We start from the raw sequence: 23,411 nt of genomic DNA, 5'->3' as shown, positions 1-23,411 counted from the left end.
CGTCCGTCGGAGTCTTCATCAAATTCACGAAGGCAGTGGTGAGATTGGCTAGTCGCGAGGTAAGTCTGGACGGCAAGGTCGCGATCGTGACCGGTGGAGCGTCGGGCCTGGGCAAGGCCGAGGCCCTCGGGCTCGTCCGACAGGGTGCGAACGTCGTGATCAACGACCTGCGCGCCGACGAGAACGCGGACGCGGTACTGGCGGAGGTCGAGGCCCTCGGCGGCAAGGCGCTGTTCGTCGCCGGCGACATCGGGGAACGCGCGACGGCCGACGCGCTGATGGCGGCCGCGACCGAGCAGTTCGGCGGCCTCGACATCGTGGTCAACAACGCCGGCATCGTCCGCGACAAGATGCTCTTCTCCATGTCCGACGAGGACTGGGACCTGGTGCTCAAGGTGCACCTGCGTGGCCACTTCCTGCTCTGCCGCAATGCCGCCGTGCACTGGCGCGCCGAGTCGAAGGCGGCGGGTGCCCCGGTCTACGGCCGCCTCATCAACACCTCCTCGGAGGCCGGTCTGCTCGGGCCCGCCGGGCAGCCGAACTACGGCGCCGCCAAGGCCGGCATCACCGCGCTCACGCTGTCGGCCGCACGTGGCCTCGAGCGCTACGGCGTCCGGGCCAACGCCATCTGCCCGCGGGCGCGCACGGCGATGACGGAGAACGTCTTCGGTGACGCGCCGGAGGACGGCATCGATCCGCTCTCGCCCGAGCACGTCGTCAACCTGGTGTCCTACCTGGCCTCGCCGGCCGCGGACGCGATCAACGGTCAGGTCTTCGTCGTGTACGGCCCGATGGTCGCGCTGATGGCGGCACCGGTCGTCGAGCAGCGGTTCGACGCCGACGACGCGCAGTTCAGCCCGGCCGCGCTCGCGGACAAGCTGGGCGGCTACTTCGACGGTCGCGATCCGGGTCGGATGTTCGCCGCCACCGCGGCGGTCAAGTCCCTGGGCTGACGAGGCCTCGTTAGTTGTGCGAGCAATCTCCCGATTCGGAACACGGGACCTTGCAACCTGGGACAAGATGGTGCTCGGCGTGTGCTCACATCGAGCCGAAGAACGCTAGCACGTGTTCTAGAAGTTAGGCGCGTTTCGCCGGCGACGCGGGAGCGGAGTCCGGCCGGATCGCGAGGCACATGGCTGCGGCGGGTGGGGAAGTGGGGAGTTGGCTTCCTGCCCGCCGCGCCGTGTTCGAAGGCCTCCGTCGCCGAGCGGTTCCCGCTCGAGCGGCGTTGGTGAAAAATCAAGGGGGGCAATGTGGTAGGTCGAACTAGGCTGCGGCAGTCGCTGTCCAACCTGTGTGCGGTCCTGGGCCTCACCGCGGTGGACGACGTGCCCCGCGCCCCTAGCTCCCCCATGCTGAACGAAGTCCGGGTTGCCGCGGTGTCGGCCGGCCCGAAACCCGCAATGACCCGCCCGAATGGCTCGAAGGGTGACCGGCTTTGACACAAGAACACGTTCTAGTTAGTATGACCCGGATCACAGACTTTCGGGGGGAATTCTTGCGACCCCCGACGAGTCTCGTGCACGAGAACTGACGAGGAGGACCGATGAACGACCTCCTCGAGGTGCCATTGCGCGCCGTGGGCGGATTCTTCGCCATGGCGGGGGAGACCTTCCGCGCGATGGGCCAACGCCCGTTCCAGCGCCAGGAATTCGTCGACCAGTCCTGGTTCGTGGCCCGGGTCTCGATGGTGCCCACCGTCCTGGTGGCGATTCCGTTCACCGTGCTGGTGAGCTTCACCATCAACATCCTGCTCCGCGAGATCGGCGCCGCCGACCTCAGCGGTGCCGGCGCCGCACTCGGCGCCGTGACCCAGGTCGGCCCGATCGTCACCGTGCTGATCGTCGCCGGTGCCGGCGCCACCGCCATCTGCGCGGACCTCGCTGCGAGAACCATTCGCGAGGAGATCGACGCGATGAAGGTGCTCGGCATCAACCCGATCCACCGGTTGGTGGTGCCGCGAGTGCTTGCCTCGACCGTGGTGGCGCTGCTGCTCAACGGCCTGGTCTCCACCATCGGCATCGTCGGCGGCTTCCTGTTCTCGGTATTCCTGCAGGACGTGAACCCGGGCGCCTTCGTCAACGGCATCACGCTGCTGACCGGCTTCGGTGAACTCCTGATCTCCCAGCTGAAGGCCGGCCTGTTCGGCATGATCGCCGGCCTCGTCGCCTGCTACCTGGGTCTCAACGTGAAAGGCGGGGCAAAGAGCGTGGGTGACGCCGTGAACCAGACCGTCGTATTCGCCTTCATGGCGTTGTTCGTGGTCAACGTCCTCGTCACTGCCATCGGCATCAAGCTGACGGCGGGCTGACGGCATGGCACTGGCACTGACCGGACGCTTCCGGGGCACCCGGCGTCGGGCGCGCAAGTTCTCCGGCGCCATCGACTCCATCGGCGACCAGGCGCTGTTCTACTGGCGCGCGGTCGCGTGGGCGCCGCGGGCGCTGATCCACTACCGCAAGGAGACGATTCGGCTGATCGCCGAGATCGCCATGGGCACCGGTGCCCTCGCGGTCATCGGCGGCACCGTCGTCATCGTCGCCTTCCTCACTCTGTTCTCGGGCGGCGTGATCGCCGTCCAGGGTTTCGCCTCGCTGGGCAACATCGGCGTCGAGGCGCTGACCGGCTTCTTCGCCGCGTTCATCAACGTGCGCATCGCCGCACCGGTCATCGCGGGCATCGGCCTTGCCGCGACGATCGGGGCAGGTTCGACCGCACAGCTCGGCGCGATGCGGGTCTCCGAGGAGATCGACGCGCTCGAGTCGATGGCGATCCCGTCGATCCCGTACCTGGTCAGCACCCGCGTCATGGCCGGCATGATCGCGATCGTCCCGCTGTACTCCCTGGCCGTGATCGCCTCGTTCATCGCCAGTCGTTTCGCCACGGTGGTGATCAACGGCCAGTCGCCGGGCGTCTACGACCACTACTTCTCGACGTTCCTGATGCCCACGGACATCCTGTGGTCGTTCGCCCAGGCGATCGTGATGGGCCTGGCCGTCATGCTGATCCACACCTACTACGGCTTCACCGCCAGCGGCGGCCCGGTCGGCGTCGGTATCGCCGTGGGTAACGCGGTGCGCACCTCCCTGATCGCAGTGGTCACGGTGACCCTGCTCATCTCGCTCGCCATCTACGGCGGGTCCGGCAACTTCAACCTTTCGGGATAGCGGGATGGCTGATTCGAGTCTCAAGAAGAAGACCGCGGCACTGGTCCTGGTCGGCAGCCTGGTCGCCGCCGCAGTGGTGGCGCTGACCATGTTCTCCGGTGGCTTCACCTCCTCCGAGTCGGTGACTGTCACCGCTCCTCGGTCGGGCCTGGTGATGGACCCCGACGCCAAGGTGAAGTTGCGTGGCGTCCAGGTGGGCAAGGTCGCCTCGATCGAGGAGGACGACGGCCAGGCCCGGTTGGACCTGGCGATGGACCCGTCGACGATGCACCTGATCCCCTCCAACGCGAAGGTGGAGATCAAGTCCACCACCGTGTTCGGCGCCAAGTACGTGAACTTCGTGGTGCCCGAGAACCCGTCCTCGCAGTCGCTGTCCGCGGGCACGAACATCGAGGCCGACTCGGTGACGGTGGAGTTCAACACCCTCTTCCAGAACCTGTCGACGCTGCTGCAGCAGATCGAGCCGGAGAAGCTCAACGCCACCCTCGGCGCGATTTCCTCGGCACTGAACGGTCGCGGCGAGCAGCTCGGCGAGCTGCTCGAGGAGACGGACCAGTACCTCAAGACGATGAACCCGGTGCTCCCGCAGCTGCAGCAGGACCTCGACAAGGCGGCGCAGGTCACCAACCTCTATGCCGACGTCACCCCGGACCTGATGCACCTGCTCGACAACGCAACCGCCACCAGCGGCACCATCGTCGAGGAGCAGGCGAACCTCGACCTGCTGTTGATGAACGTGACCGGGCTGGCGAACACCGCGACCGACGTCCTGACCGAGAACGAGGCCAACCTGACGAAGGCACTCGCGGACCTGCGGCCCACCACGGCGCTGCTCGACCAGTACTCGCCGTCCATCGCCTGCCTGATCACCGGGATGAACAAGGTCCTGCCGGACGCCGAGAAGGCCGTCGGCGGCCTGCAGCCGGGATTCGCCCTGAGCACCAACTTCCTGCCGGGAGCGAAGCCCTACACCTACCCGAAGGACCTGCCCAAGGTGAACGCCAGCGGCGGTCCGAACTGCTGGGGCCTGCCGGACTTCCACCCGAAGAAGGACGGCAACGCCAAGTTCGTCGTCGCGGACACCGGCAACGTGCCCTACCAGCCGTCCACCGAGACCGGCGTGAACGTGCCGAAGATGTTCCAGTGGCTCTACGCCGGCGTCCCCGTAGGAGGGCAGAAGTAATGAGGGCGACGACGGTCAAACTGCTCGTCTTCACCACGGTGATGGCGCTGATCTTCGCCGGTCTCGCCGTCGTGTTCAGTCAGGTCCGGTTCAGCAGCTCGGAGAGCTACCAGGCCGACTTCACCGACGCGTCCGGCATCAAGTCCGGTGACAAGGTGCGGATCGCCGGGGTGCCGGTGGGTGCGGTCGAGGGCGTGCAGGTCGGTGACGACAACCTCGCCGAGGTGAGCTTCAGTGTCGACAAGAAGTATCCGCTGCTGCAGAGCACCAAGGCGACGGTGCGCTACGAGAACCTCGTCGGCGACCGCTACCTCGAGCTGCTCGAAGGCGCGGGCTCGACCGAGGCGCTGGCCGACGGCGACACCATCCCGGTGTCGCAGACCGCGCCGGCACTCGACCTCGACCTGCTGCTCGGCGGGTTCAAGCCGCTGCTGCGTGGCCTCGACCCGAACCAGGTCAACGACCTGACCGGGGCCCTGCTGCAGGTGTTCCAGGGTCAGGGCGACACGCTGGTCTCGCTGCTGGGCAGCACCAGTTCGTTCACCACCACACTGGCCGACCGGGACCAGCTGATCGGCGAGGTGATCACCAACCTCAACGCCACGCTGACCACGATCAACGACAAGGGCGATCAGTTCTCGACCACCATCGACCAGCTGCAGCAGCTGGTCAGCGGCCTGGCACAGGACAGCGACYCGATCGGCAACGCGATCCCGAAGATCGCCACCGCGACCGGCGACCTCGCGACGCTGCTGCAGGGCGCACGGCCGGACCTGCAGAGCACCATTGCGGAGGCGAACCGCGTCGCGACCCAGGTCAACCTCGGCGAAGACCAGGTCGACTGGGTGCTCGAGCGACTGCCGGAAACGTACAAGCAGCTGATCCGAACCGGTTCCTACGGCAGCTTCTTCCAGTTCTACACATGTGCGGTCAATTTCAAGTTCTCCGGTCCGGACGGCAAGGACCTCGTCCTGCCGGCTCCGGTGGCCCCAGAGCAGACGACGGGAAGGTGCGAGCCGCTGTCATGAACAAGCCTCGTGAAAGAAACCCCGTACAGATCGGCATCATCGGTCTCGTCGTCGCGGTCTCGCTGGTCCTGGCCGGCCTGCAGTACGACAAGCTGCCCTTCCTCTCCGGCGGGGCGCGCTACCAGGCGCAGTTCGCGGACGCCGGCGGCCTGATGGTCGACGACTTCGTCACCGTCGCCGGCGTCAACGTCGGCAAGGTGGAGAAGGTCGAGCTCGACAACACCACCGTCCTGGTGACCTTCACCGTCGACGACGGCGTGGTCCTCGGTGATTCCACCGTCGCCGACATCAAGACCAACACCATCCTCGGGCGCAAGTCCCTGAAGGTGGCGTCGGACGGCTTCGGCACGCTGCAGGTCGGGAGCACGATCCCGCTGGACCGCACCAACTCGCCGTACTCGCTCAACGAGGCGCTGGGCGACCTGGCGACGACGGCATCGGAGCTCGACACCGACCAGCTCAACAACTCGCTCAATGCGATGTCCGACGCGCTGGCGGACACCCCGCCGGAGCTGCGGACCGCGCTGGCCGGCGTCACCCGGCTCTCGCAGAGCATCAACACCCGTGACGAGAGCCTGCGTGACCTGCTCGCCAAGGCGGAGAGTGTCACCGGGATCCTGGGCGAGCGCAGCGGCCAGATCAACTCGCTCCTGGTCGACGGCAACCGCCTGCTCGCCGAGCTCGACCGTCGCCGCAACGCGATCAGCGAGCTCATCGTCAACGTCTCGGCGGTGTCCCGGCAGCTGACCGGGCTGGTCCAGGACAACGAGCAGCAGATGAAGCCGACCCTGGAGCAGCTGAACCAGACGGTGGCGATCCTGCAGCGGAACAAGGACAACATCGGGCAGGCCCTCGACGGCCTCGGCCCGTACGCGACCACGCTCGGCGAGGCGGTCGGCAGCGGGCCCTTCTTCATGGCCTACGTGGCGAACTTCGGGGTCGGCCAGCTGACCCAGACCTTCACCGACTCGCTGCTCTGGCCCGAGCACGTGCCGTCGGACCTGCAGCAGTTCCCGGTGCCCGAGATTGAGCTGAAGGACCCCAACCGATGACCGACCGCAAGAAGTGGCTCCTGCGTGGCGGCGTGGCCGCCGTGGTGATCGCGGCGCTCGTCGCGGGGGCGTTCGTCCTGTTCCCCGGACTGGGGAAGAACACGATCACCGCGTACTTCCCGACCACCACCGGCATCTACGCCGGCGACGACGTGCGCGTGCTCGGTGTCACGGTCGGCAAGATCGAGACCATCGACCCTTCCGGCGACAGCGCCAAGGTGGTGATGAACGTCGACCGCTCGGTGGAGATCCCCGCCGACGCGAAGGCGATCATCGTGGCGCCGAGCCTGGTGGCGGCGCGCTTCATCCAGCTCGCCCCGGTGTTCGAGGGCGGGCCGGAGATGACCGACGGCGCCGAGATCCCGGTCGAGCGCACCGCGATCCCCGTGGAGTGGGACCAGATCAAGACCGAACTGACCAAGCTGTCGACGGCGCTGGGCCCGCAGGGAAGCGCCGACCAGGGCTCGCTCGGCACCTTCATCGACACCGCCGCGGACAACCTCGACGGCAACGGCGACTCGTTGCGTGCCACGCTGCGTGAGCTCTCGGACACCATGAAGACGCTCTCCGACGGCCGCTCGGACCTGTTCTCCACCATCCGGAACCTGCAGACGTTCGTGACCGCGCTGTCGTCGAGCAACGAGCAGATCGTCCAGTTCGGGGGTCGCCTGGCATCGGTGTCGTCGCTGCTCGCGGAGAACTCCGACGAACTCGGGACGGCGCTCACCGACCTGGACGTGGCCATGGGCGACGTGCAGCGGTTCGTCTCCGAGAACAGCGAGGGCATCACCGAGCAGGTGGGCCGGCTCGCCGATGCCACCCAGGTTCTCGTGGACAAGCGGCCCGAGCTCGAGCGCGTCCTGCACATCGCGCCCAACGCACTCGCGAACTTCAACAACATCTACAACCCCGCACAGGGTTCACTCCAGGGCGCACTGGCAACGAACAACACCGCCAACCCGATCAACGCTGTCTGCGGCATGATCCGGGGACTCGAGAACAACGACTCGGATCGCAGCGCGGACCTGTGCACCGAGTTCTTCGGCCCGGTCCTCAACTCGGTTGCGGTGAACTACCCGGGATTCCTGACCAACCCGGCGCTCGGCGCCGGCGCGCTGCCGGGTCAGATCGCGTACAGCCCGCCCAGCCTCGCGGGCTCGGTGCCGGACCGGACCGCGAAGCCCATCGCCGGTCCGCTCGCCGGACTGCCGACCGTCAACGTGCCCAAGGACCTCGAATCCCTGCTGACCCCGGGAGGCGGCCGATGAACCGCAGGACAAGCCGGCGCCGGACCGCGATCGCGGCGGTGGCGATCGGACTGACGCTGACCCTGACGGGCTGCGAGTGGAACGGGCTGAACTCGGTCCCGCTGCCGGGCACCGAGGGCGGCGAGGACGGCGCATACACGGTCAAGATCGAGATGCCCAATGTGACGACGCTGTCGCAGAATTCGCCCGTCCGGGTGAACGACGTCACCGTCGGCACCATCTCGGGCATCGAGGTCGACGGATGGCACGCACTGGTGACGGTGTCGCTGAACCCGGACGTCGAGCTGCCCGCGAACGCGACCGCGAAGATCGGCCAGACCAGCCTGCTCGGCTCGCAGCATCTGGAGCTGGCGCCGCCGATCGGGATCGCGCCGCAGGGCACGCTGCAGGACGGGGACCTGATCCCGATCGAGCGGGCCGGGGCCTTCCCGACGACGGAACAGACGCTGTCCTCGCTGTCGGTGGTGCTCAACGGCGGCGGCCTGGCCCAGCTGAACGACATCACCACCGAACTCAATGCGGCCCTGCTGGGTCGGGAGGACTCGGTGCGGGACCTGCTGCCGCAGCTGGACCAGCTGGTCGGCAGCCTGGACAACCAGCGCACCCAGATCGTGTCCGCGATGGAGGGCATCGACCGGCTCTCGACCACGGTCAACCAGCAGAGCGACACCTTGACGGCGGCGCTCGACGCCGTACCGCCGGCGCTGGAGGTGCTGGTCGGTCAGCGTCAGAACCTCACCAATGCGCTTGTCTCACTGGGTGAGTTCAGTGACGTCGCGACTCGGGTGATCAACCAGAGTGGGGATGACCTGAAGGCCAACCTGCATTCCCTGGCGCCGCTGCTCAATCAGCTCGCCGGTACCGGCAACGCGCTCACCAACAGCCTGTCCGTCTTGCTCACCTTCCCGTTCCCGATGAAGAACCTGGACCAGGTGGTCCGGGGCGACTACGCGAACCTGATGATGACCATCGACATGACCAACAAGCGGTTGGACTCGAGCTTCCTCACCGGCACCGCGCTCGGCGGCACCCTCGGCGGCGTCGAGGGCGCCCTCGGGAAGACGGCGGGCATTGCCGGGCAGGCGGGCAACCCGCTCGCCAGTCCGAAGCCGAAGCCGGCCGCACCCGCAGATGCCAAGGCAGAGCCGAAACCGACAGCAGCACCGTTGATTCCGGGCCTTTCGGACATCCCCGGGCTGTCCCAGATCCCCGGCCTGCAGCAGCTAGGAGCGACCACGCCATGATGCTCACGAAGTTCGTCCGCATCCAGCTGGCAATCTTCTCCGTCCTGACGGTGATCGGACTGGTGGTGATGTCCACCCAGTACGTGCGACTGCCGGCCCTGTTCGGGATCGGGCAGATCGGGGTCACGGTGGAGCTGCCGTCCACCGGCGGCCTGTACCCGCACGCCAACGTCGCGTACCGCGGCACCAACGTCGGCACCGTCGAAGAGGTGGTGCTCACGGAGACCGGTGTGGACGCCAAGCTCACGATCAGCAGCAGCTACGACATTCCGGCGGACCTCGACGCGCAGGTGAAGAGTGTCTCGGCCATCGGCGAGCAGTACGTGGATCTGATCCCGCGGACCGACAGCGAGCCGTACCTCGACGACGGCGACGTGGTCCCGTTGGACCGGTCCTCGATTCCCCAGGAGATCGGCTCGATGCTCGACCAGGCGAACACGCTGGTCAAGAGCATCTCCGACACCAGGCTCAAGCTGGTGGTGGACGAGGCATTCAAGGCCTTCAACGGTGCCGGACCGGACCTGCAGCGGCTGATCGACTCGGCCCGCCTGTTCGTCCAGGAGGCCAATGCGAACGCGGACGCCACCAAGGTCCTGATCGACCAGGCCGGGCCGCTGCTCGACACGCAGGTGGTCAGCAGCGACGCCATCCGGTCCTGGACCAAGGACCTGGTGACGTTCTCGGACCAGATTCGTGCCAGCGACCCGCAGCTGCGCAGCCTCCTGGAGAAGGGGCCGGCGGCCGCCGCGGAGGCGAACGAGCTGTTCCAGGAGCTCAAGCCGACGCTGCCGCTGCTGCTGGCCAACCTGGTCAGCGTCGGCGAGGTGGGCGTGATCTACAACAAGAGCGTCGAGCAGGTCCTGGTGCTGTACCCGCCCCTCGCCACCGGGTTGATGACCGCGTTCTACGGGGCGCCGATCGACGAGGGCGCGCTCGTGAACTTCTACCTCCAGGTGAACGACCCGCCGGCATGCACCACCGGGTTCCTCCCGGCGGACCAGTGGCGAGACCCCAGCGAGACGAGCGTCCCGGACACGCCGTCGAACCTGTTCTGCAAGGTGGCGCCGGACGATCCGAGCGTGGTGCGCGGCGCCCGGAACTCGCCGTGCATGGAGTTCCCCGGCAGGCGGGCGGGCACGCCCGAGGAGTGCCGTAGCGAGGCCGGTTACGTTGCCCAGGGCAACAACCCGCCGAACGGGCCGGTCCAGGATCCGTCTGTACCCTCGTACACGACAGTTCCAAGTTCTTACGAGGGAACATCGGGGGTGCCCGCCACGGCACGCCCGTACGACCCGACAACGGGCAAGTACACCGGCACTGACGGCCGCCTGTACGCCCAGCCGGCGCTCGCGACCGGGGGCAAGCCGAGAGAGGATTCGACGTGGCAGACGATGATGACACGTCAGCAGGGTTGACCCCCGAGGACAGCAGGCCGGCGCCGCGTAGGCGCGCCGGCCGGCCCGCGGGGCCGCCGAAGGACGTGCCCGCGGGTGAGAGTGGTTCGGACGCCAAGGCCGAACTCACGAAGCCCGGGCCGAAGACCGTCGAATCAACGACGGTTGAACCGAAGGCAGTCGAGCCGGCGGCAGTCGAGCCGGTGAAGCCCGAGCCGATCAAGCCCGATCTGACGAAGCCCGAGCCGACGGTGGCCGAGGCCGAGCCGAMGAAGAGTGTGGCCGAGGCGGCCGTGGACGAGGCCGTCGCGGACGAGGAGACGTCGCCGGCCGCACAGGGACGGCGGCGCCCGCGGCTCGCGGCGATAGTGGCCGGAGTCCTGGTGGCGGCCCTGGCCGTCGCCGCGGTGCTCCTGCTGATCGACCAGAACTCCGCGAACGAGCGCGATGCCCGACGAAATGCGTTCGTGCAGACCGCACGTCAGACCATGCTGAACCTGACCACGATCAAGCCGGACACCGCGAAGGAAGACGTCGAGCGCATCCTCGCGGGGGCCAGCGGCGAGTTCAAGTCCGAGTTCGACGGCCGTGAGGACCCCTTCGTCAGCGTGGTCAAGGAGGCCTCGGTGACCACCGAGGGCTCGATCGTCGAGTCCGGGTTGGAGAGCGAGAGCGACGACGGGAAGTCCGCCACGGTGCTCGTCGCGGCGCGTGCGAACGTCACCATGCCCGACCAGTCCCAGGGCGGTCCGCGTGACTTCCGCATGCGGGTGACGGTGACGGACGACGGCGGGACCATGACGGCGTCGAAGGTGGAGTTTGTGCCATGAGTGAAGACGACAAGTCGGCCGAGTCCGTGACTGCGGCCGAGCCCGACGAGGCGACAGGACCCGCCAGTCCGGCCGGTGGTCGCGGTCCGCTGCGGATCGTGCTGGCGGCCGTGGCCGCGCTGCTGGTCCTGGCGCTCGCGGTCGGGGTGGGGGTGCTCTTCTACCAGCACCGCCAGGACGTGGCGACCGAGCAGGCCCGGACGGATGCCGTCAGGGCCGCGAGCGAGCAGGCGGTCGCGATGCTCTCCTACGACTACAACAGGGTCGACGACCAGTTGGCGGCCGCCGGGGACGGGCTCACCGGCTCCTTCCGGGACGACTACCAGAAGCTGGCCGACGAGGTCATCGCGCCGGGTGCCAAGGAGAAGAAGCTCACCGTCCAGGTGAGCGTGCAGGGCGCGGCCCCGGTCTCGGCGAGCCCGGACGACGCGGTGGTGCTGCTGTACCTGAACCAGGTCACCACCAGCGCGGACGCCCCGGACGCGGCGACCACCGGCAGCCGGGTGCGGATGGAGATGCAGAAGGTCGACGGGCGCTGGCTCACGGAGCGACTGACCCCGATCTAGCGGATCGACCGCAACACAGTGCAAACGGCGCCGGCCGCGGGATCAATTCCCGTGGCCGGCGCCGTGTTTCGTCGTCTCTAGGCCTTGATCTCGTCGACCAGCAGCGCGGAGCCGGCCACCGAGTCCCGGGCCAGCGCGCTGAGGAACGACTTGGCCCAGCGGTCCACGTCGTGGGCGAGAACCTGACGGCGCAGCGCGCGCATCCGGCGTCGGCCCGCCTCGCGGTCCTGGGTCAGCGCCTCGACCATCGAGTCCTTCACGCCGTCCAGGTCGTGCGGGTTGGTCAGATAGGCCTGGCGCAGTTCCGCTGCGGCGCCGGTGAATTCGCTGAGCAGCAGCGCCCCGCCGAGGTCGCTGCGGCAGGCCACGTACTCCTTCGCGACGAGGTTCATGCCGTCGCGCAGTGGCGTCACCAGCATCACGTCAGCGGCGACGAAGAAGGCGACGAGTTCCTCGCGGGGGATTGGCCGGTGCAGGTAGTGCACCACCGGCCGGCCGACCTGTCCGAACTCGCCGTTGATCCGGCCGACCTGCTGCTCGATGTCCCCGCGCATCTGGATGTAGCTCTCGACGCGTTCGCGGCTGGGGGTGGCGAGCTGCACCATGATGTTCTCGGCCGGATCGATCCGGCCCTCCTCGAGCAGCTCACGAATGGCGTTGAGCCGGACGTCGATTCCCTTGGTGTAGTCCAACCGGTCCACGCCCAGCATGATGCGCTTCGGGTTGCCGAGCTCCTTGCGGATCTGCTTGGCGCGGTCGCGGACCACTTTGGTGCGGGAGAGCTCGTCGAGCTTTCCCGAGTCGATCGAGATGGGGAAGGCGCCCACGCGCACGTTCCGGAAGCCCACCTGGACGACGCCGAGCTTGGACCGGACGCCGACGTTGCCTCGTGAGGTCGGTTGCCCCGCCAGCCGCCGGGCCAGGTACAGGAAGTTCTGGGCGCCACCGGGCAGGTGGAACCCGATCAGGTCCGCGCCCAGCAGGCCCTCGACGATCTCGGTCCGCCAGGGCATCTGCATGAACAGCTCGACCGGCGGGAACGGGATGTGCAGGAAGAACCCGATGGTCAGGTCCGGCCGCAGCATGCGCAGCATCTTCGGCACCAGCTGCAGCTGGTAGTCCTGGATCCAGACCGTGGCGCCCTCGGCCGCGGCCTCCGAGGCGGCCTCGGCGAACCTGCGGTTGACCTCCACGTACGCGTTCCACCAGGACCGGTCGTAGACGGGCTTGACGATCACGTCGTGGTAGAGCGGCCAGAGGGTGGCGTTGGAGAAGCCCTCGTAGTAGTCCGCGACTTCCTGGGAGCTCAGCCGCACCGGGTGCAGCTCGATGCCGTCCTCGACGATCGGCCCGAGATCGGTGTCCGGCACGCCGGGCCAGCCGACCCAGGCGCCGCTCTTGCCGCGCAGGATCGGCTCGAGCGCGGTCACCAGGCCGCCTGGACTCCGTTTCCAACGTGTGCTGCCGTCGGGCAGAGTCTCCAGGTCGACGGGCAGGCGATTCGCGACAACGACAAACTCCGAGGCTCCAGCGCCCACAGTCTTCCTTCGTTCGAGAGCCGGAACCGCGTGCAGGTCAGCGCCGGCGATCTAGTCGTTCTTGGCCGAAGGGCCGATCCCGAGCATAGACAGCAGCATCCGGCATTCGTCGGCATCGGTCGCATATGCGGCGACGACGCGCTGAGCCTGCCGCGCGGTCTCGTCGGCTACAGGCTCGAGCTCCTCGTCCGCGATGTCGTTCTCGGTGGTCGGCTTGGTGGACATGCGCTTTGTTCCTCCCGGGCGAGCTGCGGGCTGCGCAGCGGGTCGTTCTTGCTGAGCGACTCTATGAGAACGGTGCTGTCCGGCGCTACTTCCGGGTCGTTTAGGGTTCACTAACATCAACCATGGATGGAGGCCCGATGGGGCGCATTCCCGACCGCGCCGGTGGCGCGGCGGTCCTACGTCGGACTCTGGCTCGTAACCGCGGCCGGCTCACGGTCGGCACCGCGCTGCTGGTGGTGCACCAGGTCGCCGAGACGATGGTGCCGATCGCGATCGGTGTGATCGTGGGGCGGGCGATCTCCACCGGCGACACCGCGGCCATGATCTGGTCCGTCGCCGGCCTTGGTGCACTGTTCCTGCTGCTCACGGCCGCGTGGCGAGTCGGTGCCCGGCTGATCGTCTTCGCCATGGAGCGCGAGGCGCACCGGTTGCGGGTCGAGGTGGCCGGCCGGATCCTGCATCCGCAGGGAGTGCGGATCGACCTGCGCTCCGGCGAACTGCTCACGGTCGCCACCTCTGACGCCGAGCGTGAGGCGTGGATTCTCGACGCCGTCCCGCGGGCCGTCAGCGCGGTGGCTGCCGCCGTGGTCGCGGCCGTCGCACTGCTGGTGATCGACGTGACGCTGGGGCTGGCGGTCCTGATCGGCACCCCGGTGATCCTCGGGCTGCTGCAACTGGCGGCGCCGCTGATCACCCGCCGGGCGACGGACCAGCAGGCGGCCACCGCGCGGGTGTCGGGGATGGCGACCGACCTGGTGAGCGGGCTGCGGCCGCTGCGTGGGCTGGGCGCGGAGACGGTCGCGGCGCAGCGCTACCGCGCGGCCAGCCAGGAGGCGCTCGGCGCGACGCTGCGGGCCGCCCGCACCACGGGCGTGTACATCGGGACGTCGGTGACGGTCAGCGCACTGCTCGCCGTCGCCGTGGCGGGTTTCGCGGGCCTGTTCGCGCTGCAGGGCCGGATCGGCGTCGGCGAACTGATCACCGTCGTCGGGCTGTCCCAGTTCGTCATCGAACCGCTGGGCAGCCTTTCCCGGGTGCCTGGCGCGCTGGCGACCGCGCGGGCGTCGGCGGACCGCCTGGCGCTGGTACTCGACGCCGACGAGCTGGTTCCCGCCGGCTCCGGCCCGGCGCCGCAGGCCGCGGGCGTCGCCCTCGAGGACATTCGCTACCGGTCGCTGAGCGGGCTGACGCTGCACGCGCGACCGGGGGAGCTGCTCGCGGTGCTCGCACACCGGCCACAGGACGGTGAGGCGCTGGCGCAGCTGCTGTCCGGGCACGTGCCGCCGGAGGACTACGCCGGGACCCTCTCCGTCGGCGGCGCAGAACTGGCGGAGATGGATCTCGCGCACGCCCGCCGGGCGCTGCTGGTGGAGCCGCACCACACCGACCTGTTCGCGGGCACCCTGCGGTCCAACGTGGTCGCGGGCCGTCCCGACGCGGAGGCCGACGAGGTGCACCTTGCGCTGACGGCCTCGGCGTCCACCGACGTCGTGGACGCACATCCGCAGGGACTCGACCTGGCCGTCACGGATCGCGGCGCCAGCCTGTCCGGCGGTCAACGGCAGCGGGTCGCGCTGGCGCGTGCCCTGGTCGCCCGGACCCCGGTCCTGGTGTTGCACGACCCGACCACCGCGGTCGACGCGATGACCGAGCAGGCCATCGCCGAGGGGATCTCCCGGCTGCGACACGGGGAGGCCGATCCGTTGCTGCACACGACCGTGCTGATCACCAGCAGCCCGGCGTTGTTGGCCGCCGCGGACCGGGTGCTGGTGCTGGGCGACGGCCATGTGGTCGCCGAGGGCACCCACACCGGGCTCGTCGAGTCCGATGCCGACTACCGGAAGGCGGTCCTGCGGTGAGTGAGTCGCACCGGGAGTTGCTCCCGATTGCCACGGCCGCACAGAGCTGGGCATGGCTGCGCGCGGAGTTCGGCCGGCACCGGGGGCTGACCGCGCTGGCGCTGGGCGTCGCGCTCGTCGGCTCGGCGGTCTCGCTCGTGCCGATCTACGTCTTCGGCGTCCTGGTCGACCGGGTGCGCGAGCAGGCGCCGACCGAGATAATCGTCGGGGTGGTCGCGGTGATCACCGTCGCCGCGATCGTCGGCGGTGTGTTCGCCGGGTGGGCCTCGGTACTGATCAGCCGGCTCGGCGAGACCATGCTGGCGCGGCTGCGGGAGCGGACGGTCGGCCGCGCGCTCACCCTGCCGCTGTCGACCGTGGAGCGGGTGGGCAAGGGCGACCTGCTCTCCCGCGTCGGCGACGACGTCTCGGTGATCGGCAAGGCGGTGGCGGACGTGGTGCCCGGACTGGTCGCCGCCCTGCTGCTGGTCGGGCTGAGCCTGGGCACGATGCTCGGCATCGACTGGCGGCTCGGACTGGCGGGCGCGGTGGCACTGCCGATGTACGCGCTCGGGCTGCACTGGTACCTGCCGCGGTCGGGGCCGATGTTCGCGGCCGAACGGGTGGCGATGGGCGACCGGTCGCAGGCGTTGGTGAGCAGCATGACGGGGGCGCGCACGGTGCGGGCCTACGGGCTCGAGGACGTGCACCTCGCGGAGATCGACCGGGCGTCGGGGCGGGCCCGCGACCTGGCAACCGGGGTGTTCACCCTGTTCACCCGGTTTGCCGGGCGGGGCAACAGGGCCGAGTTCGTCGGCCTGTCGGCGATCCTGGTGGTCGGGTTCGTGCTGGTGAAGGGCGATCTGGTGACCGTCGGCGAGACCACCGCCGCGGCGCTGCTCTTTCACCGGTTGTTCAACCCGATCGGCATGCTGATGTTCACCTTCGGGGAGATCCAGTCCGCCGGGGCGAGCCTGGCGCGACTGGTCGGCGTGGTGAACATTCCGGAGGAGCGGCTCGGTGCGGGCGAGACGCCGTCGTCGGCGGAGCTGCGGCTGACCGGCGTGCGCCACAGCTACGACGAGGGCCGGGAGGTGTTGCGCGGCATCGACCTCCACCTCGAACCCGGACGCCGGGTCGCGCTGGTGGGGTCCACCGGCGCGGGCAAGACGACGGTGGCCGCGATCGCCGCCGGCTCGATCGAGCCGACCGGCGGGGTGGTCTCGATCGGCGGGGTTCCGTTGCGGGACCTGGGTGACGACCTGCGGCGGCAGGTCGTGATCGTCAGCCAGGAGGTGCACGTGTTCTCCGGCCCGCTCATCGAGGACCTGCGGCTGGCCCGGCCGGAGGCCACCCCCGTGGAGGCGGAGGCGGCGCTGGCGACGGTCGGCGCGCTGGACTGGGTGCGCGCCCTGGACGACGGGCTGGACACGGTGGTCGGCGAGGGCGGGCACCTGGTGACGGCGGCGCAGGCGCAGCAGTTGGCGCTGGCCCGCCTGGTGCTGGCGGACCCTGCGGTCGCGATCCTGGACGAGGCGACCGCGGAGGCGGGCAGCGCCGGGGCCCGGGACCTGGAGGAGGCCGCGGCGGCCGCCACCCGGGGACGCACGACGCTGGTGGTGGCCCATCGGCTCACGCAGGCGGTCACCGCGGACCGGGTGCTGGTGCTCGAGCAGGGGGCGGTGGTCGAGGACGGTCCGCACGCCGAGTTGGTCGCGGCCGGTGGGCGGTACGCGCAGTTGTGGGCGGCCTGGGAGGGTCGGTAGGGGACGACTCACGTCGGTTCGGCGGTTGACCTTGACGTTGGGTCATGGTTGACACTGGGCCCATGAGAATCGGCCAGCTGGCGAATGCGGCGGGGACCACCACGAGAACGGTGCGGCACTACCATCGGCTCGGCCTGCTCGAGGAGCCGCGGCGTCGCTCCAACGGGTACCGCGAGTACGACGTCGGCGATGTCCTCCGGCTGATGAGGGTCAGGTGGCTCGCAGACAGCGGGGTTCCGCTGGCCGCGGTCGCGAGCATCCTGTCCGACGATGCCGCCGGCGAGGGCAGCAGCGACCCGGCGGCCGACCTGCGGGCCTTGATCGGCGCCCTGAACGGAGAGCGGGAACGCCTGGCTCGTCGGCAGACTCGCCTTGCTGCGATGCTTGCCGATGTCGAGTCGGGTCGTCCGCTTTCGGCACTCCCCGCCGAGGTTGTGGACGCCCTCGCGGCGGCGGTGGAGGGCGCCGAGTCGCCCGCCGTAGTCGCGGCCCTTCGCCGCGAGCGGGACCTGCTCGAGATGCTCGCGCTCTCCGGAAGCGTCCCAGAGAGCTATCTGTTCTCGTATGCGGCGACGGTGGCCGATGACGAGCGGCGTACCCGATATCTCGCGCTCCTCGCGGACTGGTCTGATCTCGAAGGGCGGGAGCCAGATTCGGCGGAAGCGGAGATCGACGCGCTCGCCAGGCGACTGGTCGACTGGTTCGAGGACGAGACCGTGGCGGCAACGCCTCAGTCCGGGGTCGTCGACGCTCGTGCTGCAGGGGAGATGACGGTGGGCCTCGCGGAGGTCATCCCCGACCCGTCCCAGCGTGAGGTCGTTCTCCGGGCACAGCGAGCTCTCGCCGGATGCATGCCTGAGGATGGTCAGGTGCGATGAAGGTCCTGTGCAGCAGGCGCTTCCATTGGACGGCACAGTTGGTGGCTCTCGTCGCGCTCACGGTCAACGGCTTGTTGCTTGCGACGGCGGCGATTTCGCCGCGTACCTCGGTGCTGCTCGTCGTGGTGGTGGAGCTTCCGCTCGTGGGCGTCGTGGTCATCGGCGTGCTGGCAGGAATCGCGGCGCGACGACGCGGTGGCGCCGGTGCACGGGACTCGATCACGGCAGTGCTGGGTGATTCGCCATTCTGGCCGCTCGTCCGCGCGGAGATCCTCGGGTACCGCTCGTTGTGGCTGTGGATGCGCGGCCGTACCGCGGGTGTGGACGGCGGGGCTGTTGCGTTTGGCGCGAGCCGCGGATCAGCGGTGGTACCAGTCGCATTCGCGGCCGCCACCTTCGTCGAGGTGGGAGTGCTGCACCTCTTGCTGCCCTGGGCCTGGCTTCGGGTCGCCGTCGCAGTGCTCTCGATCTGGTCCCTGCTGGCGTTGCTGGGTTTCCTTGCAGCTCAGCGTGTGCACCCGCATTACCTGACGGATACCCACCTGGTGCTCAGGCGGTCGGGCGCGGTGATCGCAGCCGTCGATCGTGCGGACGTGATGTCGGCCGTCCGGCGCCTGCGGTTCTCGGAGACGGCACCGACCGTGGTCGACGGCAGACTGTATCTGCCCACTGCGGACGGGACGACCACTGACATCGAACTCGGCCGTCCCGTGCGCGCGAATCTGCCGGCGCTGCTGCCGAGTAGGCGCAAAGTCGAACTCGTGGACCGCATCAGCGTGTACGTCGACGAACCCGCTCGTCTCGTGTCTGCGCTGCGGGGAGATGTAGAGATGGTTCTGGGACACACGCCCACGCGACACCAATGAGTACTTTTGGTMGCCAGAGCTACCAAGAACAAGCACGGGCCACAGGCCGTTCACCAGGCGAAACATCATTGTGATCGAATGTGCGTGCGAGTAGAATTGGTGTATGAAATTCGACGCCATACTCACCGACCCCGCCGGGGCCGAGGCATGGCGACTCGACGAAACCGAGATCCTCGCCGCGGTACCCGAGCTGGTTCAGGACATGCGCAGATGCGACGCTCTTCTCGTCCGCCTCGTGCACGAGGCGGATCAAAGGATGCCTGCCCGAGCACGTCGGCGCCGCTGACACCACCGCCTGGCTCGCCGGCGCCACCCGGATGCACCGTGCCCACGCCGCCCAGATCGTCCGCCTCGCCCGAGAACTCCCCCTGCACACGCGGGTGGCCGAGGTGCTGCACTTCGTGCAGGGGGGACCCCCAGGTTCATCCCACCCGCCTGGGTGGACCCGTTGCGAAGACCGCGGCCGGCTCACAACCGGCGCGCGCTCCACGGAGTCTGACCAGGCAAAGGCCTGAACGCTCACCCACAACCGGACCGGTTGCGGCCGAGGCACACTCGGCCACAACCGGTCTGCGCCGTTTCAGGCGGTAGGGGGAGACCTGTTCCGTCAGACCAGCAGCTTGGCGCGCAGCGCGTCGATCGTCGCCTGGTCCAGCCCGAGACCGTCCCGCACGTACCTGTCGAAGCTGCCGTAGATCCTGTTCATCTGGTCGAAAGCGGCGTTGAGCCAGGACAAGTCGACCGCGTCGTCGCGGCCGAGGTAGGTGTTCGACGCCATGAAGTCCGCGTTGACCATCTCGCGGGGAACGCCGAGCAGGGTCAGCAGCGCCGCGGTGCTCCAGCCGGTTCGGTCCTTGCCCGCGCTGCAGTGGTAGACGGTGGCGCCGGTGCCGTTCTGCGCGATGGCCTTCAGCAGGTCGGCGAAGGCCACGTCCGAGCCGTGGTAGCTGACCATGAACGGGTATCCGATGGACTGCCCGATGTTCGAGGACCCGTTGACCGCGGCGTCGATCATCGCCCGGCCCAGGGTCAGCGGCACGAACTCGTGGAACCAGAACCCGCTGTCGATGCCGACGACATCGGCTACCTGGTACCGCACTCCGGGCGGAATCCGGTCCGGCGCCTCCGCGCGCTCGGACGCGTTGCGCAGGTCCACGTCGAGGGTGACGTTCGCGGCGGTCAGCTTGGCCTGGTCGGCGTCGCTGAGCGAGCTCAGCTTGTTCGAGCGGTAGACGAGTCCCTCGCGTACCTTCCGCCCGTCGGTGGTGGCGTAGCCGCCCACGTCGCGGAAGTTTCTCGCCTCGTCGAGTCGGACGGCCGTCGGGGACGGCGTCGGCAGCTCGGGCAGCGGCGCCGCCGGTCCGTTCGAGCCGAAGTGCGACGACCCGGACATCAGTGACCCGGTCGAGATGTCGGACGACTGCGCGGCGGCAGTCGCGGGCCCGGCGAGGGCGGGTGTCAGCGCGAGAAGGGTCGCGAACGCGAGACCCAGTGGCCGCGCCGATCGGCGTGCTGTCATCGTCGAACTCCCTTGAACGTCCGGTCGGGAGATCAGCCCCCCGCAAACCCGTGCGAGGTTACAAGCCCGCGGCCGAGCCAGGGCGGCTTTCGGGCGACCGGGTCACACGCGTGCGACCGCGGGGTCGTCGGACTTGGTGGTTCGGGTGATCAGCCAGCCGAAGGCGGCGGCCACCGGGAACATCACCACGCCGTACACCGCGGCCGGCACCGCCAGTCGCACGCTGTCCAGCAGGCTGATCGCGATGGTGATGGCGAGGGTGCTGTTGTGGATTCCGATCTCCATCGAGCAGGCGACGGACTGGCGGTCGGTGATGCCCAGTCGGCGCGGCACCAGGTAACCGACGGTGAGGCTCAGGACGCAGAACGCGACGGCGATCAGGCCGACCTCCGCGGCGTAGTCCGCGATGTTCTCCCGCTCGGAGACCACGGTGCCGACGATGACGAGGGCCAGCACCACCGCAGACCCGATCCGCACGGGGCGGTCCGCCCGGTCGGCGAAGGCCGGCGACCGGCGTCGGACCAGGATGCCCAGTGCCACCGGCACCAGTACCACCGCGAAGACCTGCAGCACCTTGGTGAACTGCAGGCCGAGGGTGTCGCCGCCGCCGTCCGTAGGGTCGAAGTAGACGAGCGCAAAGTTGGTGATGAGCGGCAGTGTCACCACCGCGATCACCGAATTGACCGCCGTCAGAGTGACATTGAGCGCGACGTCGCCGCGGAAGAGGTGGCTGAACAGGTTGGCGGTGGTGCCTCCGGGAGAGGCCGCCAGCAGCATCATGCCCACGGCCAGTAGGGGATCGAGGTCGAACGCCGTCACCAGGCCGAATGCGATCGCGGGCAGCAGCACGAGCTGGCAGACGAGGGCGATCGCCACCGCCTTGGGATGCCGTGCCACCCGGGCGAAGTCGTCGACGGTCAGGGACAGGCCCAGGCCGAACATGATGATCGCCAGCGCGGCTGGCAGTGCGACCGAGGTGAGTGCGGAATCCATGGTGGGCGGCTACTTCCGGGCTCGGCGGTGGGATGTCCGCCCGAAGCTACAGTGCAGCCCGATATGTCGGGGTCGTTTCGGTCAGGACCGCTCCGGTGGTGTGCGGGGTCGAACCCGCACACCACCCGAACACCTAGACGCCCAGGTACCCRCCGCCGTGTGGGAAGAACTCCTTGCCCGTCATCTCGGTGCCGTCGTCGAGGCGTACCCGCTCGATGGACAGCCCGTGGTTGCGGCCGCTCCAGGCGTCCGGCCCGGCGACGATCACCATGCCGTCGCCCTCGTGAATGAACACCCGGCCGGGGGTGCCGCCGTAGCAGCCCTTGGACACCGAGGACTCCAGCACGCGCACGCGCTGGCCCTTGAAGGTGGTGAAGGCGTTGGGGTACGGGTCGGACTGCGCGCGCACCAGGCGCTCGAGCACCTCGGCCGGCCAGGTCCAGTCGATCCGGCTGTCCTCGGCGGCCCGCTTGTGGAAGAAGGTGGCCTGGGACCGGTCCTGCGGGGTCAACTCGGCACGGCCGGACTCGATCAGGTCGAGGGCGTCGACGGTGATCGGGCCGATCATGTCGACCGTGCGGTGGAACAGGTCGGTGACGGTGTCCTTGGGGCCGACGGCGGTCGCGCGCTGCAGCACGATGGCGCCGGCGTCGAGCTCCTCGTCCATCAGGTGCGCGGTCAGCCCGACCTCGGACTCGCCGTTGATGAGCGCCCAGATCAGCGGCGAGAAGCCGGTGTACTTCGGCAGCAGCGAGTCGTGGATGTTGAGGGTGCCGTACCGGGGCCGGTCGAAGACGTCCTTCGGCAGCCAGGTGCGCCAGTTGTTCGCGACGATGATGTCCGGGTCCGCGTCCGCCAGCGCCGCCTTGAACTCCGCGTCGGGCTTGTTCGCGATGTGCACAGGCACCTGGTGCTCGGCTGCCAGGTCCGCGACGGAATCGGCCCACATCCGTTCGTACGCGTGCTCACTCTTGGGGTGTGTGACCGCGAGGACGACCTCGTGTCTGGAAGCGAGCAGAGCCTGCAGGGTACGGTGACCCCAGGTCTGGTATCCGAGCGTGGCGACTCTCAACGGGTTCCTCCTGGACGAGCGCGAGTGCTTGCCGCCGATGCGGATCGACGCAGGGCCAGCTTAGGCTAACCATATGCGTCGGTGACGGGCCGATCCCTCGTTCCCTGCTAGAAAGGCTCGTTCATGCCGCTCGCCACGATCAATGGGATTCAGCTGAATTACCAGGTCAAAGGCTCAGGCGATCTCGTCGTCCTGATCATGGGCACGGGCAGCCCGGGCCGGGTCTGGGACCTGCACCAGGTCCCCGCGCTCGTCGCGGCCGGCTACCGCGTCTGCACCTTCGACAACCGCGGCATCGCGCCGACGGACGAGTGTGCGGACGGCATCACGATCGAGGACCTGGTCGCGGACACCGCAGCCCTGATCGCCCACCTCGGCGGACCCGCTCACGTGGTCGGCACCTCGCTGGGCGCCCGGGTGGCGCAGGAGCTCGCGCTGGCCCGCCCCGACCTGGTTCGCAAGGCCGTGTTCCTGGCCGCCCACGGTCGCCGCGACACGCTGCAGAAGACGCTGTCGGAGGGTGAGCGGGAGCTGGACCGCAAGGGCATCACGCTGCCCACCGAGTACCGGGCCGCGATCACCGCGGTGCTGAACCTGTCCCCGGCGTCGATGGTCGACCCGATGGCGGCGCAGGACTGGCTGGACATCTTCGCGTTCTCCAAGGCGGACACCACGCCGGGCGTGCGGGCGCAGCGCAACCTCGACGACTTCGGGGACCGGCTCGCGGCGTACGGCCGGATCACCGTCCCGTGCCTGTCGGTCGGGTTCGCGGACGACCGTCTGGTGCCGGCGAACCTGGCCGCGGAGGTGGGCAAGGCGATTCCCGGCGCCGAGTACCTGGAGCTGCCGGACTGCGGTCACTACGGCTACCTCGAACGGCCGGAGGCGGTCAACGCGGCGATTCTGGACTTCCTGAAGAGGTAGGTCGCCTGCACCTAGGGGGGATAGCCTATCCTAATCTCCGATATCTGACGCAGCTTCAGG

At 68.8% G+C, this 23,411-nt stretch carries 22 protein-coding genes; 17 read left to right on the top strand and 5 right to left on the bottom strand.

Annotated elements, in window-relative coordinates:
- Positions 1-44 precede the first annotated feature (44 nt).
- The 11 genes from AC1DU4_RS01795 (at position 45) to AC1DU4_RS01745 (ending at position 11,732) form a co-directional block, all read left to right on the top strand.
- Entirely contained in the window at positions 45-953 is a 909-nt protein-coding gene (locus AC1DU4_RS01795; protein ID WP_477837441.1) for a 3-oxoacyl-ACP reductase, read from the top strand.
- A gap of 593 nt (positions 954-1,546) precedes the next feature.
- On the top strand, positions 1,547-2,311 hold the full coding sequence (locus tag AC1DU4_RS01790) for an MlaE family ABC transporter permease (RefSeq protein ID WP_477837365.1): 765 nt from the start codon (positions 1,547-1,549) through the stop codon (positions 2,309-2,311).
- A 4-nt stretch (positions 2,312-2,315) separates the two neighbouring features.
- Positions 2,316-3,167: an MlaE family ABC transporter permease gene (locus AC1DU4_RS01785; protein WP_477837364.1), complete on the top strand. Its 852-nt coding sequence runs from the start codon at positions 2,316-2,318 to the stop codon at positions 3,165-3,167.
- A 4-nt stretch (positions 3,168-3,171) separates the two neighbouring features.
- Positions 3,172-4,350, top strand: a complete 1,179-nt coding sequence (locus AC1DU4_RS01780) for an MCE family protein (RefSeq protein ID WP_477837362.1) — start codon at positions 3,172-3,174, stop codon at positions 4,348-4,350.
- Positions 4,350-5,378 carry an MCE family protein gene (locus tag AC1DU4_RS01775; protein ID WP_477837360.1) on the top strand — a complete coding sequence of 343 codons (1,029 nt, stop codon included), beginning with the start codon at positions 4,350-4,352 and terminating at the stop codon, positions 5,376-5,378. Before AC1DU4_RS01780 ends, AC1DU4_RS01775 begins: the two co-directional genes overlap by 1 nt.
- Positions 5,375-6,430, top strand: a complete 1,056-nt coding sequence (locus AC1DU4_RS01770; RefSeq protein ID WP_477837358.1) for an MCE family protein — start codon at positions 5,375-5,377, stop codon at positions 6,428-6,430. Before AC1DU4_RS01775 ends, AC1DU4_RS01770 begins: the two co-directional genes overlap by 4 nt.
- On the top strand, positions 6,427-7,698 hold the full coding sequence (locus AC1DU4_RS01765; protein ID WP_477837356.1) for an MCE family protein: 1,272 nt from the start codon (positions 6,427-6,429) through the stop codon (positions 7,696-7,698). The genes AC1DU4_RS01770 and AC1DU4_RS01765 overlap by 4 nt, the downstream gene beginning before the upstream one ends.
- Positions 7,695-8,942 carry an MCE family protein gene (locus tag AC1DU4_RS01760; RefSeq protein ID WP_477837355.1) on the top strand — a complete coding sequence of 416 codons (1,248 nt, stop codon included), beginning with the start codon at positions 7,695-7,697 and terminating at the stop codon, positions 8,940-8,942. Before AC1DU4_RS01765 ends, AC1DU4_RS01760 begins: the two co-directional genes overlap by 4 nt.
- Positions 8,939-10,357, top strand: coding sequence for an MCE family protein (locus AC1DU4_RS01755; protein WP_477837354.1), 1,419 nt, complete (start codon positions 8,939-8,941; stop codon positions 10,355-10,357). The genes AC1DU4_RS01760 and AC1DU4_RS01755 overlap by 4 nt, the downstream gene beginning before the upstream one ends.
- On the top strand, positions 10,324-11,166 hold the full coding sequence (locus tag AC1DU4_RS01750) for a hypothetical protein (RefSeq protein WP_477837352.1): 843 nt from the start codon (positions 10,324-10,326) through the stop codon (positions 11,164-11,166). The genes AC1DU4_RS01755 and AC1DU4_RS01750 overlap by 34 nt, the downstream gene beginning before the upstream one ends.
- Positions 11,163-11,732 (top strand): h domain protein, encoded by a 570-nt coding sequence (locus AC1DU4_RS01745; RefSeq protein WP_477837350.1) that lies wholly within the window; start codon positions 11,163-11,165, stop codon positions 11,730-11,732. Before AC1DU4_RS01750 ends, AC1DU4_RS01745 begins: the two co-directional genes overlap by 4 nt.
- A gap of 77 nt (positions 11,733-11,809) precedes the next feature.
- On the opposite strand, the gene AC1DU4_RS01740 is transcribed toward AC1DU4_RS01745, so the two are convergent.
- Positions 11,810-13,270 (bottom strand): alpha,alpha-trehalose-phosphate synthase (UDP-forming), encoded by a 1,461-nt coding sequence (locus tag AC1DU4_RS01740; protein WP_477837348.1) that lies wholly within the window; start codon positions 13,268-13,270, stop codon positions 11,810-11,812.
- A 51-nt stretch (positions 13,271-13,321) separates the two neighbouring features.
- Positions 13,322-13,495, bottom strand: a complete 174-nt coding sequence (locus AC1DU4_RS01735; protein WP_169888127.1) for a hypothetical protein — start codon at positions 13,493-13,495, stop codon at positions 13,322-13,324.
- 137 nt (positions 13,496-13,632) lie between these two features.
- On the opposite strand from AC1DU4_RS01735, the gene AC1DU4_RS01730 reads away from it, so the two are divergent.
- The 5 genes from AC1DU4_RS01730 to AC1DU4_RS01710 all read left to right on the top strand — a co-directional run bounded on the left by AC1DU4_RS01730 (position 13,633) and on the right by AC1DU4_RS01710 (position 19,129).
- Positions 13,633-15,354 carry an ABC transporter ATP-binding protein gene (locus AC1DU4_RS01730; RefSeq protein ID WP_477837345.1) on the top strand — a complete coding sequence of 574 codons (1,722 nt, stop codon included), beginning with the start codon at positions 13,633-13,635 and terminating at the stop codon, positions 15,352-15,354.
- Entirely contained in the window at positions 15,351-17,099 is a 1,749-nt protein-coding gene (locus AC1DU4_RS01725) for an ABC transporter ATP-binding protein (protein WP_477837344.1), read from the top strand. The genes AC1DU4_RS01730 and AC1DU4_RS01725 overlap by 4 nt, the downstream gene beginning before the upstream one ends.
- Before the next feature lie 62 nt (positions 17,100-17,161).
- Entirely contained in the window at positions 17,162-17,977 is an 816-nt protein-coding gene (locus AC1DU4_RS01720) for a MerR family transcriptional regulator (RefSeq protein WP_477837342.1), read from the top strand.
- Complete coding sequence (locus AC1DU4_RS01715; protein ID WP_477837340.1) at positions 17,974-18,843, top strand: hypothetical protein; 870 nt, start codon at positions 17,974-17,976, stop codon at positions 18,841-18,843. The genes AC1DU4_RS01720 and AC1DU4_RS01715 overlap by 4 nt, the downstream gene beginning before the upstream one ends.
- Positions 18,844-18,946: 103 nt before the next feature.
- Positions 18,947-19,129, top strand: coding sequence for a hypothetical protein (locus AC1DU4_RS01710; RefSeq protein WP_477837338.1), 183 nt, complete (start codon positions 18,947-18,949; stop codon positions 19,127-19,129).
- 321 nt (positions 19,130-19,450) lie between these two features.
- Here the strand turns inward: AC1DU4_RS01710 and AC1DU4_RS01705 are convergent, their stop codons facing one another.
- From AC1DU4_RS01705 to AC1DU4_RS01695, 3 genes are all read right to left on the bottom strand, one after another.
- Positions 19,451-20,362, bottom strand: a complete 912-nt coding sequence (locus AC1DU4_RS01705; protein ID WP_477837337.1) for a tyrosine-protein phosphatase — start codon at positions 20,360-20,362, stop codon at positions 19,451-19,453.
- Between the two features lie 102 nt (positions 20,363-20,464).
- Positions 20,465-21,355: a bile acid:sodium symporter family protein gene (locus AC1DU4_RS01700; RefSeq protein WP_072843122.1), complete on the bottom strand. Its 891-nt coding sequence runs from the start codon at positions 21,353-21,355 to the stop codon at positions 20,465-20,467.
- A gap of 133 nt (positions 21,356-21,488) precedes the next feature.
- Positions 21,489-22,427 carry a methionyl-tRNA formyltransferase gene (locus AC1DU4_RS01695; RefSeq protein ID WP_477837335.1) on the bottom strand — a complete coding sequence of 313 codons (939 nt, stop codon included), beginning with the start codon at positions 22,425-22,427 and terminating at the stop codon, positions 21,489-21,491.
- Positions 22,428-22,550: 123 nt separating this feature from the next.
- On the opposite strand from AC1DU4_RS01695, the gene AC1DU4_RS01690 reads away from it, so the two are divergent.
- Positions 22,551-23,351, top strand: a complete 801-nt coding sequence (locus AC1DU4_RS01690; RefSeq protein WP_072843120.1) for an alpha/beta fold hydrolase — start codon at positions 22,551-22,553, stop codon at positions 23,349-23,351.
- Positions 23,352-23,411: the final 60 nt, after the last annotated feature.

This window comes from Rhodococcus sp. P4_F5 (assembly GCF_056401315.1).
The sequence above is the reverse complement of the archived record's forward strand: the minus strand, read 5'-3'. Positions and strand labels throughout refer to the sequence as shown.